The 13,709-nt window shown below is 73.4% G+C and carries 12 protein-coding genes and 1 riboswitch; of the genes, 3 read left to right on the top strand and 9 right to left on the bottom strand.

The features are described 5' to 3' along the window. Positions 1-35: 35 nt before the first annotated feature. The 7 genes from OG379_RS09430 to OG379_RS09400 form a co-directional block, all read right to left on the bottom strand. Positions 36-1,382: a cobyrinate a,c-diamide synthase gene (locus OG379_RS09430; RefSeq protein ID WP_405661135.1), complete on the bottom strand. Its 1,347-nt coding sequence runs from the start codon at positions 1,380-1,382 to the stop codon at positions 36-38. After that, entirely contained in the window at positions 1,376-1,984 is a 609-nt protein-coding gene (gene cobO, locus OG379_RS09425; protein WP_033305549.1) for a cob(I)yrinic acid a,c-diamide adenosyltransferase, read from the bottom strand. The genes OG379_RS09430 and cobO overlap by 7 nt, the downstream gene beginning before the upstream one ends. Further along, positions 1,984-4,014: a putative cobaltochelatase gene (locus OG379_RS09420; protein ID WP_405661132.1), complete on the bottom strand. Its 2,031-nt coding sequence runs from the start codon at positions 4,012-4,014 to the stop codon at positions 1,984-1,986. Before OG379_RS09420 ends, cobO begins: the two co-directional genes overlap by 1 nt. After that, the gene (locus OG379_RS09415) at positions 4,011-5,561 is read right to left on the bottom strand and encodes a cobyric acid synthase (RefSeq protein WP_405661131.1); all 1,551 of its coding nucleotides are present in this window, start codon (positions 5,559-5,561) and stop codon (positions 4,011-4,013) included. The genes OG379_RS09420 and OG379_RS09415 overlap by 4 nt, the downstream gene beginning before the upstream one ends. Then, a complete protein-coding gene (locus tag OG379_RS09410; protein ID WP_405661127.1) occupies positions 5,558-6,502 on the bottom strand; it encodes a cobalamin biosynthesis protein in 945 nt (314 codons plus the stop codon). The genes OG379_RS09415 and OG379_RS09410 overlap by 4 nt, the downstream gene beginning before the upstream one ends. A gap of 128 nt (positions 6,503-6,630) precedes the next feature. After that, a riboswitch (cobalamin riboswitch) is annotated at positions 6,631-6,760 on the bottom strand. 311 nt (positions 6,761-7,071) lie between these two features. Then, positions 7,072-7,296, bottom strand: coding sequence for a hypothetical protein (locus OG379_RS09405; protein ID WP_393755140.1), 225 nt, complete (start codon positions 7,294-7,296; stop codon positions 7,072-7,074). A 12-nt stretch (positions 7,297-7,308) separates the two neighbouring features. Beyond that, a complete protein-coding gene (locus OG379_RS09400; RefSeq protein ID WP_393755138.1) occupies positions 7,309-8,559 on the bottom strand; it encodes an anion permease in 1,251 nt (416 codons plus the stop codon). A 246-nt stretch (positions 8,560-8,805) separates the two neighbouring features. Between OG379_RS09400 and OG379_RS09395 the strand changes: the two genes are divergently transcribed. From OG379_RS09395 to OG379_RS09385, 3 genes are all read left to right on the top strand, one after another. Then, a complete protein-coding gene (locus tag OG379_RS09395; protein ID WP_393755136.1) occupies positions 8,806-9,465 on the top strand; it encodes a class II aldolase/adducin family protein in 660 nt (219 codons plus the stop codon). 67 nt (positions 9,466-9,532) lie between these two features. Next, complete coding sequence (locus OG379_RS09390; protein ID WP_405661124.1) at positions 9,533-10,675, top strand: alpha/beta hydrolase; 1,143 nt, start codon at positions 9,533-9,535, stop codon at positions 10,673-10,675. Between the two features lie 185 nt (positions 10,676-10,860). Beyond that, on the top strand, positions 10,861-12,159 hold the full coding sequence (locus tag OG379_RS09385; protein ID WP_393755804.1) for a hypothetical protein: 1,299 nt from the start codon (positions 10,861-10,863) through the stop codon (positions 12,157-12,159). A gap of 42 nt (positions 12,160-12,201) precedes the next feature. On the opposite strand, the gene OG379_RS09380 is transcribed toward OG379_RS09385, so the two are convergent. Both OG379_RS09380 and OG379_RS09375 read right to left on the bottom strand, forming a co-directional pair. Beyond that, complete coding sequence (locus OG379_RS09380; RefSeq protein WP_393755132.1) at positions 12,202-12,612, bottom strand: VOC family protein; 411 nt, start codon at positions 12,610-12,612, stop codon at positions 12,202-12,204. A gap of 66 nt (positions 12,613-12,678) precedes the next feature. Beyond that, positions 12,679-13,566, bottom strand: a complete 888-nt coding sequence (locus OG379_RS09375) for a neutral zinc metallopeptidase (RefSeq protein ID WP_405661123.1) — start codon at positions 13,564-13,566, stop codon at positions 12,679-12,681. Between the last annotated feature and the right edge of the window lie 143 nt (positions 13,567-13,709).

Below are 13,709 nucleotides of genomic sequence, written 5' to 3'. Positions count from 1 at the left end.
GGGCCCCGGCACCGGCCCCAGCGGGCGGAGCGACGTCACCCCCGGCACCGCTCCACGAAACGCCGGGCCACCCCGGGCTCCGCCGCCCAGTGCGTGTGCAGATAACTCGCGTGCACGCCCTGCTGCACGAAGCCCTCCACCCGGCGCTCCGGCTGATGCAGACCCCAGGCGGGCGTCGCGCCCGCCCCGGGCTCCAGCACCGTCCGGTGGAACTCGTGCCCGCGCAGCCGGGTCCCGGCCACGGCCAGCACGCTGTCGGACACCGCCACCGCCTGCCGGTAGCCGAGCGTCAGCCGCTCGGACATCCGGGCCGAGGCGTCCAGCACCCCGCACATCGGCCGCCCGTCCAGCTCACGGGCCAGATAGAGCAGCCCCGCGCACTCCGCCGCCACGGGAGCACCGGAGAGAGCCAGATCCGTGACCGCCCTGCGCAGCGGCTCGTTCGCGGACAGCTCCGGTCCGTACACCTCGGGGAAGCCGCCGCCGATGACCAGCCCCGCCGTGCCCGCGGGCAGCTTCTCGTCGTGCAGCGGGTCGAATACGGCCACCTCCGCGCCCGCCGCCGTCAGCAGCTCGGCGTGCTCCGCGTAGGCGAAGGTGAACGCCGCGCCGCCCGCCACGGCCACCACCGGCCGGGCCCCCTCCTGGGGGTACGCCTGCGGCTCCCACGCCTCGTCGGGCAGGGCGGGTGCCGAGCGCGCCAACGCCATCAGGGCGTCCAGGTCACAGCCCTCACGCACGCGGTCACCCATCGCCCGTACGGCTTCGAGGGCGTCGGCCTGCCGCTCGGCCACCGGGACCAGGCCCAGATGACGCGACGGCGTCGCCACCTGCGGCGCCCGCCGCAGCACCCCGAGCACGGGCAGCCCGGACTCGTCGAGCGCCTCCCGGAGCAGCGCCTCATGGCGGTCGGAGGCCACCTTGTTCAGGATCACCCCGCCGATCCGCACCTCCGGGTCCCAGGAGGCGAAACCGTGTACGAGGGCCGCGACCGACCGCGACTGCGAGGACGCGTCGACGACCAGCACGACGGGAGCCCGCAGCAGCTTGGACACCTGGGCGGTCGAGGCGAGTTCACCCTGCCCCGAGGCCCCGTCGTACAGCCCCATGACCCCTTCGACGACGGCCAGGTCGCAGCCACTCGCCCCGTGAGTGAACAGCGGGGCGATCAGACCGGGCCCGCACATGTACGCGTCGAGGTTGCGTCCCGGGCGGCCGGTCGCCAGCGCGTGGTAACCCGGGTCGATGTAGTCCGGCCCCACCTTGTGCGGGGACACCGCCAGACCGCGCCCCGCGAAGGCTGCCATCAGGCCCGTGGCGACCGTGGTCTTGCCGCTGCCCGAAGCGGGCGCGGCGATGACCAGACGAGGAACACTCACCACTCGATGCCTCTCTGGCCCTTCTGGCCGGCGTCCATCGGGTGCTTGACCTTCGACATGTCCGTCACCAGGTCGGCGGCCTCGATCAGCTTCTGCGGCGCGTTCCGTCCCGTGATCACCACGTGCTGCGTGCCCGGACGGTCGCGCATCACCTCGACGACCTCGTCGGTGTCGATCCAGCCCCAGTGCATCGGGTAGGCGAACTCGTCGAGCACGTACAGCTTGTACGTCTCGGCGGCCAGGTCGCGCTTGACCTGCTCCCACCCCTCGCGGGCCTTCTCCTCGTTGTCGGAATTGTCACCGTGGATGCCGCGCTGGACCCACGACCAGCCCTCGCCCATCTTGTGCCAGTCGACCGTGCCGCCCTCGCCGCTCGCGCCCAGCACCTTCAGCGCGTTCTCCTCGCCGACCTTCCACTTCGCCGACTTCACGAACTGGAACACCCCGATCGGCCAGCCCTGGTTCCAGGCGCGCAGCGCCAGCCCGAAGGCCGCCGTCGACTTGCCCTTGCCGATGCCCGTGTGGACGAACAGCAGCGGACGGTTACGCCGCTGACGTGTCGTCAGTCCGTCGTCCGGTACCGATACCGGCTGTCCCTGTGGCATTAAGCGGCCCTCCCGGCAGCAGTGATGTCCTTGACCAGCCCGGCGATCGAGTCGGCGCGCAGCTCGTCGAGCGTGACCGCGCTGCCCCCCAGATCCCGTGCGAGCTGTGCGGCGAGCCCGAGGCGTACGATCCCCGACTCGCAGTCCACGACGACCGACGCGGTGCCCTCCGAGGCGAGCAGCCGTCCGGCCCGCGCCGCCAGCGCCACCGGGTCGACGCCCCCGGTCGCCCGGCCGTCCGTCACCACGACGAGGAGCGCCCGCCGTGACGGATCACGCAGCCGCTCCACCCGCAGCACGTCGTGCGCCTTGAGCAGCCCGGCGGCCAGCGGGGTGCGCCCGCCGGTCGGCAGCGTCTCCAGCCGCGCCGCGGCCGCGTCCACCGACGACGTGGGCGGCAGCGCCACCTCGGCGTCCTTGCCCCGGAAGGTGACCAGACCGACCTTGTCACGGCGCTGATAGGCGTCCAGCAGCAGCGACATCACCGCCCCCTTCACGGCGCTCATCCGCTGCCGGGCAGCCATCGACCCGGAGGCGTCCACGACGAACAGCACGAGATTGCCCTCGCGCCCCTCCCGCGTCGCCTGCCGCAGATCGTCCCGCCGTACGACGAGACCCCGCCCCGAACGCCCGCGCGCCCGCTGGTGCGGAGCCGCCGCCTGCACGGTCGCCGCCAGGTGAAGCTTCGTCAGCGCACCCTCGGGGCGCCTGGATCCGGTCGTCCGCCCGTGCTCGGTGCGCGCCCGGGACCGTCGCCCGGCCGCGCCCTCGCCCAGTCCGGGCACGCTGAGCATCTTCGTACGGAACGGCTCGCCGGCCCGCACGGGCTGCTGTTCCCCCGCACCGCCGCCGGGCGTGGGCGCGTCGCCGCTCCCGGTCTGCTCCGGGCCGGGCGCGTCGGCACCGCCGTCGTCGGGGCCATCCGTGTCCGTACCGCCGTCCTCGGGGCCGCCGCCCTGCGGGGGCACCCCGCCGCCGGGCCCGTCGGGGTCCGGATCGTCGTCGCCCCCGCCGTCGCCGTCCGCCGCGTCCTGGAGGGCCTCGTCCAGCTTGTCCTCGTCCAGTCCGGGCGCGTCGAACGGATTGCGCCGGCGCCGGTGGGGGAGTGCCAGGAGCGCGGCCTGCCGCACGTCGTCCGCGACGACCTCCTCGCGTCCCGCCCATGCGGCCAGCGCCGTCGCGGTGCGGGCCATGACGATGTCGGCGCGCATCCCGTCGACCTCGAACGCCGCGCACGTCGCCGCGATCTGCCGCAACACGCCGTCGCCGAGCACCACATGGGGAAGCAGGGCGCGCGCGGCGACGATCCGCTCGCGCAACGCGGCCTCCTCGTCGGCCCACCGCGCGGCGAACCCGTCCGGATCGTCGTCGTAGGCGAGCCTGCGCCGCACGACCTCGACACGCAGGTCCGTCTCACGCGAGGCCGCCACCTCGACGGTCAGCCCGAAGCGGTCCAGCAGCTGAGGCCGGAGCTCGCCCTCCTCCGGGTTCATCGTCCCGACCAGCAGAAAGCGCGCCGCGTGACGGACGGAGACACCCTCCCGCTCCACGTACGAGGCACCCATGGCCGCCGCGTCGAGCAGCAGGTCCACCAGGTGGTCATGGAGGAGATTGACCTCGTCGACGTAGAGGATCCCGCGATGGGCGTCGGCGAGGAGCCCCGGCTCGAAGGCCTTCACGCCCTCCGAGAGAGCCCGTTCGATGTCGAGGGCGCCGACCAGCCGGTCCTCCGACGCGCCGACCGGAAGTTCCACGGTCCGCGCCGGACGCGACACGCCCGTACCCGTCTCGTGGGGACCGTCGGGACACGCCGGATCGGGCGCTCCCGGGTCGCACGAGAAACGGCACCCCGCCACGACCGCGACCTCGGGCATGAGCGCGGCGAGCGCGCGTACGGCGGTGGACTTGGCGGTGCCCTTCTCGCCGCGGACCAGGACCCCGCCGACGGCGGGGCTGACCGCGTTGAGCAGGAGCCCCAGCCGCAGATCGTCCTGTCCGACGATGGCGGTGAAGGGATAGGGCGTACTCACAGGGCCTCCTCTGTCGCAACCACAACTGCATGACCGGGCGCGGGCGGCGCACCCGGCGGGATGAACGGCAGCCCCTGCGGCGGGCCGGTCTCGATCAGCCGCCACAACGCGTCCGTGTCCGCGTGTTCCTCGATCAGATCCCCCAGCCGGTCCAGCTGTTCCGCCCGCAACGCCCCGAAGCTCGTGTCCGGCGCCGCGGTGAACCGCCGCCCCGCGGCCCGCGCGACCTCGCCCAGGAACGCCCGCCGGAACGCGTCGCTCTCCAGCGAACCGTGCCAGTGCGTCCCCCAGACCGAGCCCACCCGGCACCCGTCCAGGAACGGCTCGCCGCCGCTCACCTCGGCGACCCCGTGGTGGATCTCGTAACCCTCCACCGGCTCCCCGAGCGCCGACCCGACGGGCCGCCCCAGGACCTTCTCCCGGCCGAAACGGACGCGGACGGGCAGCAGTCCGAGCCCCTCGACCAGCCCGGCCCGGGACTCCACGTCGTCCTCGATGCGCTCGCCCAGCACCTGGAACCCTCCGCAGATCCCCAGCACCGGGCGGCCCTCCGCGGCCCGCCGCACCAGCGCGTCGGCCAGCCCCCGCTCGCGCAGCCACGCCAGCGCCTTCACGGTGCCCCGTGTCCCGGGCACGATCACGAGGTCCGCGTCGACGAGCTCCTCCGCCCGGTCCACGAACCGCACCACCACACCCGGCTCGGCCGCCAGCGCGTCCACGTCGGTGAAGTTCGACATCAGCGGCACGGCGCACACCGCGACCCGCAACACGTCCTCGCCGTGCGGCGGCGCCACGACCGACTCCCGTACGGTGCCGCGCATCGAGACCCGCAGCCCGTCCTCCTCGTCGATGCCCAGCCCGTGGGCGTACGGCAGCACCCCGTACGTCCGCCGCCCCGTGAGCCCGAGCAGCATGTCGAGACCGGGCTCCAGCAGCGACACGTCACCGCGGAACTTGTTGACGAGGTAACCCGCGACCAGCGACTGGTCCTCGGGGCTCAGCAGCGCCGTCGTGCCGAAGAACGAGGCGAACACACCGCCCCGGTCGATGTCGCCGACCACCAGCACGGGGAAGCCCGCGGCCCGGGCGATGCCCATGTTCACGATGTCCGTGCGCCGCAGATTGATCTCGGCAGGACTGCCCGCCCCCTCACAGATCACGGCGTCATACGTGCCCCGCAGCTGCTCCAGACAGTCCACGACCGTCCCCAGCAGCGCCTCCTGGCGACCGCCGTGGTAGCCGCGCGCACTCATCTCGCCGACCGGCTTCCCCATCAGGACGACCTGGCTCGACCGGTCGCCGCCCGGCTTGAGCAGCACCGGGTTCATCAGCGCGGACGGCTCCACCCGGGCGGCCTGCGCCTGCATCGCCTGGGCGCGGCCGATCTCCGCCCCCTCCCGGGTGACGAACGAGTTCAGCGACATGTTCTGCGCCTTGAACGGCGCGACCTTCACCCCCCGGCGCACCAGCCACCGGCAGATCCCTGCCGTGACGACGCTCTTCCCCGCGTCCGAGGTGGTCCCCGCGACCAGCAGCCCGCCGCTCATCCGACTCTCCGTCCCATGGCCGACCGCCCCGCCGCGCACACGACGAGGGCCAGCACACTCACCCGGCGCGACAGCCGCGCCGCGCGTTCGATGTCCGTGACCCGCACGTCCCGGCCGGCCTCGCCGTTGAGCACCGGCCGGTGCTCGACCCGCCCGCCGTACGCGAGGGTGCCGCCGAGACGTACGCCGAGCGCCCCCGCGAACGAGGCCTCCACCGGGCCCGCGTTGGGGCTGGGATGCCTGTCCGCGTCCGCCCGCCAGGCCCGGACCGCCTCGCGCGGGCGCCCCCCGGCGGCCACGGCGAGCACGGCGGTGAGCCGGGCCGCGGGCCAGCCGGCGACGTCGTCGAGCCGTGCCGACGCCCAGCCGTAGCGCCGGTAGCGGGGCGACTTGTGCCCGACCATGGCGTCGAGGGTGTTGACGGCCCGGAAGGCGACCAGTCCCGGCACTCCGCCGAGCGCGCCCCACACGAGGGCTCCCACGACGGCGTCGGAGGTGTTCTCGGCGACGGACTCCACCACGGCGCGGGCGATCTGCTGCCCGTCCAGCGACTGCGGGTCGCGGCCGCACAGATGCGGAAGCCGCTCCCGGGCCGACTCGATGTCCCCGGCGGCCAGCGCCCTGCCGATGGCGCGGGCCTCGCGCCCCAGCGAGGTGCCCCCGACGACGGACCAGGTGGCGGCGGCGGTCAGCGCCACGGCGGCGGCGGGACGGTTCCGGGCGGCACGCGCGGCCAGGGCGGCGGCGCCCGTGGCACTCCCGGCACAGACGAGCGTGTGCAAGGCGCCCCAGCCGCGGTGGTCGCGCCACAGGCGGCGCTCGGCGCCCGCCGCCGCACGTCCGAAGGCGGCGACGGGGTGACCACGCCGGGGATCACCGAACAGCAGGTCGGCGATCAGGCCGGCGGCGGCTCCGTACGCGAAGATGCGGTCGGCTCGCACCGCTCAGCCGGCCGTCGCGCCTCGGAGGACCTTCGTGACAGGTGGTGAAGCGACCGACGCAGGGCAGCCAGACATGGCGTATGTCCTCACTCAGGGTCCGCGCCCTGGTTCGACGTGACCGGCGACGAGAGTCTCCTGGCTTCCGGATCCGCAGTTCCTCCGGCCTTCCAGCCCGCGGTGGCGGGCCGTGACTTCCGTGTGGAGGCTGCTCCCCGGTGACAGTGGCGGGACCGCGCCGGATTCGCACCGGCTTCCTCTCCTGTCGCCGTAAGGCCGGCCGGCACATGGGGGCGGCGTCGCGGGCCTGGGCACGCACTCTGCGGCGTTGGCGTCAATCAACAACGCTCCGCGTTGCCTCAATCCTCCGCCTTGCAGCTGCACGCACCCAGGCCCGCTCCTTCACCCGCCCCCCATGTGCCGGCCGGCCTAAATGGCTCCGGCAGTCCACCATGCCCCGTGAATGCCCGTCAACCTGCCGCTGACCTGCGAGGCTTCAATGTGCTCAGACGCACACCGGGCCGGACACACGTGGTGTGTCCGGCCCGGTGCGGGAACCCGCGTGGGAGCGGTCAGGCGACGATCAGATAGATCCCGTACGCGACCGCCGCCGCGCACAGCCCGAAGCAGGCGTACGCGCCGGTGCGCACCAGGCCGTTGCCACCGCCGCCGCCCTGCGCGGTCGACGTCTGCCGGGCCATGCCCGTGATGCCGAGGGTGAAGAGGCCGACCAGTGCGACGGTGACCACGAGGCTGACGCCGAAGACGGACGCGAGAGCTGCCCAGTCGATGTTCATGCGGATCCGTCCTTACACCGTGGCCGGGTCGGCCGGGGTTCCGGCCGTCGTGGCCGGGGCCGAGATGGTGGTCTTGAGCTCCGGTACGACGACACCGGCCGGCGGCGGGCTGACCGCGGAGATGGCGGTGGTGACGACGCCCGCGGGCTCGGCCTCCGCGTTCACGTTGGTGTGGTCGACCGGCTTGCGGCGCGACAGCAGCCAGATGGCGCCGGAGCCCGCGACGAGAAGGACGGCGACCGCCCCGACGCCCCAGGGCCCCTGCTTGGTCAGGAACTCGGCGCCCGCGCCCATCAGACCGGCGGCCGGCAGGGTCAGGCCCCAGGCGACGAACATCCGGGTGGCGGTGGACCAGCGGACCACGCCTCCCTTGCGTCCGAGGCCCGCGCCCATGACGGCACCGGAGCAGGACTGCGTGGTGGAGAGGGAGAAGCCGAGGTGCGAGGAGGCCAGGATGACCGTGGCCGCACTGGTCTGGGCCGCGAAGCCCTGCGGCGGACGCAGGTCGGTGAGGCCGCTGCCCATGGTGCGGATGATGCGCCAGCCGCCGAGGTAGGTGCCCATCGCGATGGCGATACCCGCGGAGGCGATGACCCAGACCGGCGGGTTGGAGCCGGGGGAGAGGACGCCACCGGTGACCAGGGCCAGGGTGATGATGCCCATGGTCTTCTGCGCGTCGTTGGTGCCGTGGGCGAGAGAGACGAGACCGGCCGAGGCGATCTGGCCGGCGCGGTACCCCTTGGCGGTCGACTTCAGCTGCGCCTCGTCGGTGATCTTCCGGTTCAGGCGGTACGTCAGCTTCGTGGCCAGCAGCGCGGCGAGACCGGCCACGACCGGGGCGGCGATCGCGGGCAGCAGGACCTTGGTGACGACGGTGCCGCCGTTGATCGAGGACCAGCCGGCCGACATGACCGCGGCGCCGATGAGGCCGCCGAAGAGTGCGTGGGAGGAACTGGAGGGCAGGCCGACCAGCCAGGTCAGCAGATTCCACAGGATCGCGCCGACGAGCGCCGCGAAGATGACCTCGGTTCTGAGGCCGTTCTCGTTGATGATCCCGCCGGAGATCGTCTTGGCGACCTCCACCGACAGGAACGCGCCGACGAGGTTGAGAACGGCGGACATGGCCACCGCTGTCTTGGGCTTGAGAGCGCCGGTCGAGATGGTGGTGGCCATCGCGTTGGCGGTGTCGTGGAAACCGTTCGTGAAATCGAACACGAGAGCTGTCACGATCACGATCGCGAGCAGCAGCGTGATGTGTTCCATTTACCCAGGCAATCGTTCGACGTCATTGGCACGTGGAACGTAAGCAACCAGGGTGAACGGAAGATGAACTGGGCAGGGCGGCACGGTGACCCCAACCGTGTGCACCGGTTCCGCTTGTGTGCGCCAGGGGTGGGCCGGACCGCGGCCGCCGGTGCGGGGCCCGGTGCCGCCCGATGTGGGGGATCTTGACCGATGCCGATTCAGTCCGTCGGGGAGACATCGGTCACGTGACTCTAGGATCCCCGTATGGGTGACATGGATGAGCGTGCTGTCGAACAGGCGTGGGCCGGTGTCGTCGCGACGGCACGGAGGACGGCGGCGGACGGCCTGGTCGTCGGAACCTCGGGCAATGTGTCGGCCCGGGTGGGCGACATCGTCCTGGTCACCCCCAGCGGGGTGCCCTACGACCGGCTCGGCCCCGGGGACGCCGTCGCCGTCGACCTCGAAGGACGCCAGGTCCTCGGCGACCTGGTCCCGACCAGCGAACTCCCCCTCCACCTGGCCGTCTACCGGGGCAGCGACGCCGCGGCGGTCGTCCACACCCACGCCGTGCACGCCACGGCCGTCTCCACCCTCGTCCCCGAGGTGCCGCTCATCCACTACGCCGCCGCCCTGCTCGGCGGCCCCGTCCGCACCGCCGCCTACGCGCGCTACGGGACGCCGGAGCTCGCCGACAACATGCTGGCCGCCCTGCGCGACCGCACCGGCTGCCTGCTGCGGAACCACGGCACCGTCACCTACGGGCGCACCCTCGACGAGGCCTACGACCGCACCGCCCAGCTCGAATGGATGTGCAGGCTCTGGCTCACCGCGAGCTCCGTGCCCGGCCACAGCCCGAGCCTCCTCACCCCGGCCCAGCTGCACGACGTCCAGGACGCCCTGAAGGGCTACGGCCAGCGCGGCTGAGCCCGGCGCCGCGCCGTACGGCCCCTGCCCACTGGCCAACGGCGCCCCGGCCCAGGACACTGGAGCCGTGCGCCCGGCAACAGCGGCGGCAGTGGCCGCAACCTCGATCCTCGGCGTCGGCGCGGCAGCGGTCGCCGCCGGCCGCTACGCCAGCGACGCCGCCCTCGGGGCGCCCTCGCCACGGCCCTTCCCCGCCGACCGCCGTCTCACCGTGCACGCCACCGCGGCCGGGCAGATCACTCTGACCCGCTCCTTCCCCGCGCTGCGCCCCGGTACGTACGGACTGGCCGCCCGCGGTGTCCACGCGGTGGTCGGCCCGGTGATCGACCAGGTGCCCGGCGGCCATACCTTCGTCTCTCCCGACACGGTGGTCCGCCGGCTGGAGCGCGTGACCCTCGGCAGCCTGAAGCCCGGCGCCCGGGTCCGCCTCACCCCGGAGCTCCACCGCGGCGACCCGCTCGCCGCCCTCGGCCTCGCCTACAAGGAGGTCGAGGTCCCCGGCGAACTCGGTCCCCTGCCCGCCTGGTTCGTGCCCGCCGCCCGCGACACCTGGGTGATCACGGTGCACGGCCTCGGCACCACCAGGGACCACCCCATGAACGTGATGGGGTTCCTCAACGCCCAGCAGTTTCCGGTGCTCGACCTGGCCTACCGCGGCGACGCGGGCGCCCCGCGCTCCCCGGACGGACTCGCCCACCTCGGCGAGTCCGAGTGGCGCGACCTCGACGCGGCCATCCGCTACGCGGTGCGCTACGGGGCGGAGAACGTCATCCTGTACGGCTGGTCCTCCGGCGCCTCGATGGCCCTGCACGCGGCCGTCAACTCAGCCCTCCGCGATCGCATCAGCGGCCTCGTCCTCGACTCCCCGGTCCTGGACTGGAAGACCACCCTGCGCGCCCTCGCCTCGGCCCGGGGCGTCCCCTCCGCGCTGCTGCCCCTCGCCGTCCGGGCCGCCCAGGGCCAGACCGGACTGCACGGAGCCCCGCTCCTGGAGACCTCGGTGCCGACCGCCCTGCACGCGCCCACGCTGATCGTCCACGGCCCCGACGACACCCTGGCTCCCTGGCAGCAGTCCAGGGAACTCGCCGAACGCCGCCCGGACCTGGTCTCCCTGCACTCCGTACCGCAGGCTCCGCATGCGGCGATGTGGAATGCCGACCCGGCCGGTTACGAAGAGGCGCTCCGGCGCTTCCTCACGCCCCTGATGTGAGCTGATGCGCCGGAACCGCCCGGTTGGCACCCCTGCCCGGAAGCCTCCCGAACCCCGGTGACACGGCTTCCGTTTGGGCTTTCGGGCCGTCAGAGGCAAGACTGCTCCTCGTGACGTCCCGTACCCCGCGCGACTCCAGGCTGCGACTTGTCCGCCCGCGACCCCAGGCAACCGCCCGCAAGGCCGTGACGACCCGGCGCACCAGGCCGGCCCCCCGCCCACCCGAGGGCACACCGCCCCCGGCGGAACTGGCACGCCAGGCCAGGGCCGTACTGGCCGATGCCGTACGGATCGCCCACTGGGCCGCGGACGGTACGAGCACGGGCTCCGCCCCGCTCGCCGCCCAGGCCCTGGAGCGGGCCGCCGCCGCACTGGAGCTGTCCCCGGCCCAGGTCAGGGCCGGCTGGGACCGGGCCAGGCTGGCCGGACTCATCGAGATCCACGGCGACACCGCCCGCCCCGGCTGGCGGCTGCGGGCCTGGGACCGCGACGACTCCGCCGTGCTCCGCGGCTGGGTGGCGCTCTTCGACGCCTGGTCGCTGGTCCACGCCTCACCCGACGGCATCGAGGCCACCGCGGTGGCGGAAGCCGTGGAGGCCGTGCCCCAGGTGCTCTCCCTGCTCCAGCTCTCGGCGGGCGCCGTCACCGTGCCCGCGCTCCTCGACCTGCTGGGCCAGCGCGTCGCGGAGCTCCACGAGGAGCGGTGCGAGGTGTCGTACGGACCGCAGGAACAGCCCGTATCCGCGGGCGGGCGGTCCGCCGACCTGAACGCCCTGCTGCTCGACTGGGCCCTGGAGGGCCTCGCCTCCGTCGGCGCCCTCACGCTCGGCGCCGGTCACGCCACCCTCACCCCGCTGGGCAACTGGGCGGTCTGGGTCAAGCTCGAACAGATCTGCGTCGCCGCCCAGAGCCCGGCCGGCAACATCGAGCAGTCCGCGGCCGACATGCTGCTCGGCTGCGCCCGGCTCACCCCCGGCCCGGCCCGCGCCGAATACCGGGCCTGGCTCGCCGCCCGGCCCGTCGGCAGCGCGGTCGCCGAACTGCTGGCGGTCGCCCGCGGCGAGGACGCCCTGCTGCGCGGCCTCGCCTTCGAGGCGCTGCGCGTCGTCGGCGCCCCTGCGGAGCCCGTCGTCCGCTCCGTCGTCACGGAGGCGCCGCTACGCCCGTACGCACTGCTCTGGCTCGCCGAGTACGAGGGCACCGACCCGGACGACGCCCAGGACGTCCTCAGCCGTGAGGAGGCCACCTGGCTCTGGGTCGACACGGCCGCGGCCGTGGCCGACCACGGCGAGACCGGGCTGCTGGTCCGCCATCTCGACTCCGCGGTCCAGGGCACGGTCCCCGCGCTCCTGGACGAGGTGCGCGCCGTGGGGCACCCGCGGACCGTCCAGGTGCTGGTCGCCCTGGCCGCCGCCCACCCGGACCCGGCCCTCGCCAAAGCCGTACGCCGCGCCGCGTTCCAGGTGCACACCGGCGGGTCCTGACCGCGCGCGCCGGCCGGCGCAGGGGCGCAGCCCCCGGGGGAGTCAGCCCGAGGCCCCCGGGGAGTACGTCCCGAAGCTCCACACGTTGCCCTCCGCATCCCGCGCCATGTAGTCGCGTGAGCCGTAGTCCTGGTCCGTGGGCGGCATCAGGATCTCCACGCCGTGCTCCACGGCCCGCGCGTGGTGGGCGTCCACGTCGTCCACCACCACGTACACCCCGGCGGGCCCGGCACCGGCCATCGCCTTGGCGAAGACACCCCCGCCCCCCTTGGAACCGAGCATCACCCGGCCGTTGCCGCAGGACAGCTCGGCATGGATCACGCTGCCGTCCTCGCCCTCGTACACCCCTTCCGCGGTGAACCCCAGGGCCTGGGTCAGCACTCCGATCGCTGCCTTCGCGTCGTCGTACAGAAGTGTCGGAAAGATCGTGGGAACACCGTCCGTGCCTGCCATCACGCTCACCTCTCCAGCCAACTGGATGTGATCTCCGTCTCAGTCTTCCACCGGCCACCGACAACGTCAGCCGAAGGTGTTGCAGCGACTCGGGTCACCGGTGCGGAATCCCGTGGTGAACCACTGGCGGCGCTGCGCGGACGAGCCGTGCGTCCAGGACTCCGGATTCACGCTCCCCTGGAACTTCTCCTGGATCCGGTCGTCGCCGACGGCCGCCGCCGCGTCGAGGCCGTCCTGGATGTCCGCCTCGGTCAGCTCCGTGATCAGGGGCCTCCCCGACTCGGTCGGAGTGGTCGTCGCGTGGTTCGCCCAGACCCCGGCGAAACAGTCCGCCTGCAGCTCGACCTTCACGGAGCCGCTGCCGGCGCCCTGCCGGCCGTCCTGCGCCCTGCTCAGGGTGCCCAGCTGGTTCTGCACGTGATGGCCGTACTCGTGCGCCACCACGTACGCCTCGGCGAACGGGCCGCCGTCGGCCCCGTACGTCGTCCGCAGCTCGTCGAAGAACCCCAGGTCCAGATAGACCTGCCGGTCGCCGGGGCAGTAGAAGGGGCCCACCGCCGAGGTGGCCGAACCGCAAGCGGTGCCGATCCGGTCGCTGAACAGGACGGTCCGGGCTCCCGTCCAGGTCTCGCCGCTCCGCTCGAACTCCTGTCTCCAGTAGTCCTGCACGCTGTTGACCACCGCCACGGTCCGGCAGTCGTCCTTGGTGTTGGCGTCCTCGCCCGTCCGGCAGCTCTGCTCGACCTGTGCGGCCGACGAGGACGTAGCCGCGGGCTCCGGGTCGCCCGAGGAGAGGCCGAGCTGCTCCGGACCCACGCCGAAGAACAGGCCGAGGACCAGCGCGATGAGACCGACGATGCCGCCGCCCATGGTCGCCCGGCCGCCCGGGATCCGGCTGCCGCGCACGTCCTGGACCTCGGACGTGTCCAGACCGGCGTCGTCGTCGAACTGCATGGGCCACCACCCTCTGCTCCGGCCGCTCCACGGCGCGTGTGCCGTCCTGCGCCGAGTATCAGCCAGTTTGCACGGGTGTGCCCGGCTCTGTGACGTACCGCAGTGAAGCGGTGACGGGCCGGGAGCATGCGGTAAAGCAGGTG

Origin of the sequence: Streptomyces sp. NBC_01166 (genome assembly GCF_045039765.1) — a bacterium.
GTDB lineage: Bacteria > Actinomycetota > Actinomycetes > Streptomycetales > Streptomycetaceae > Streptomyces.
Note: the sequence above shows the minus strand (reverse complement) of the source record. Positions and strands in the feature narration are given on the sequence as shown.

Bases quoted from the DNA above. Each gene is read 5' to 3' on its own strand.
- OG379_RS09400 (WP_393755138.1), bottom strand. From the start codon at position 8,559: ATGGAACACATCACGCTGCTGCTCGCGATCGTGATCGTGACAGCTCTC.
- OG379_RS09380 (WP_393755132.1), bottom strand. From the start codon at position 12,612: ATGGCAGGCACGGACGGTGTTCCCACGATCTTTCCGACACTTCTGTAC.
- OG379_RS09395 (WP_393755136.1), top strand. From the start codon at position 8,806: ATGGGTGACATGGATGAGCGTGCTGTCGAACAGGCGTGGGCCGGTGTC.
- OG379_RS09415 (WP_405661131.1), bottom strand. From the start codon at position 5,561: ATGAGCGGCGGGCTGCTGGTCGCGGGGACCACCTCGGACGCGGGGAAG.
- OG379_RS09375 (WP_405661123.1), bottom strand. From the start codon at position 13,566: ATGCAGTTCGACGACGACGCCGGTCTGGACACGTCCGAGGTCCAGGAC.
- OG379_RS09405 (WP_393755140.1), bottom strand. From the start codon at position 7,296: ATGAACATCGACTGGGCAGCTCTCGCGTCCGTCTTCGGCGTCAGCCTC.
- cobO (WP_033305549.1), bottom strand. From the start codon at position 1,984: ATGCCACAGGGACAGCCGGTATCGGTACCGGACGACGGACTGACGACA.